Consider the following 614-nt stretch of genomic DNA (forward strand, 5'->3'; position numbering starts at 1 on the left):
GCTATCGATTCTGCCGTGAAAAAGGGCTACTTCAAAGGTTATGGGGACGGAACCTTCCGTCCCAACGCGAATATTACGCGAGCGGAGTTTGCTGCCTTGATGGCCAGAGTGTCTAATAACGAGACTAAGAGCAGCCAGGGAACCTATCCAGACATTAAAGGCCATTGGGCGGAATCCGCGATTCAGCAAGCCACCACGAAGGGCTTCATTTCAGCTGCGGATTACAAAAACGGATTTAAACCAGGCACGGCTTTGACACGCCGAGAAATGGCCAAGTGGATGGCGTCTGGTTTGGCTGCCAAGAATGACGACTTCAAGCAGGCACTATCCGATACCAAAGACACGCTCGTGCCGGTAGCCGAGTATTACAAAGGCGGGTTGAATAAAGCAGACTATGCTTATGTTTCCGTCGCGCTTGGTACGGGGCTGATGGCCGGTTATCCGGACGGATCGTTTGGGCCAGGGAAAACGACAACACGCGCCGAGGTGGCCGTCATCCTGGCGAGATACGTAAACGTTCAGAATAAAGATCCGGAAGAATTCCAGGACTTGAGAGAAATGCGCGAGGTCGGTCTGACCGGCACAAATCTGACGACGGCAACGCCGTATAGGTA

At 52.9% G+C, this 614-nt stretch carries 1 protein-coding gene; it reads left to right on the forward strand.

Annotated features, from left to right (window positions below):
* On the forward strand, nucleotides 1-614 hold a 614-nt coding region (locus CHH67_RS25735; RefSeq protein WP_144029327.1), incomplete at both ends, for an S-layer homology domain-containing protein.

The sequence above is a fragment of the Paenibacillus campinasensis genome (genome assembly GCF_002272015.1).
Classification (GTDB): Bacteria; Bacillota; Bacilli; order Paenibacillales; family Paenibacillaceae; genus Paenibacillus_AQ; species Paenibacillus_AQ campinasensis.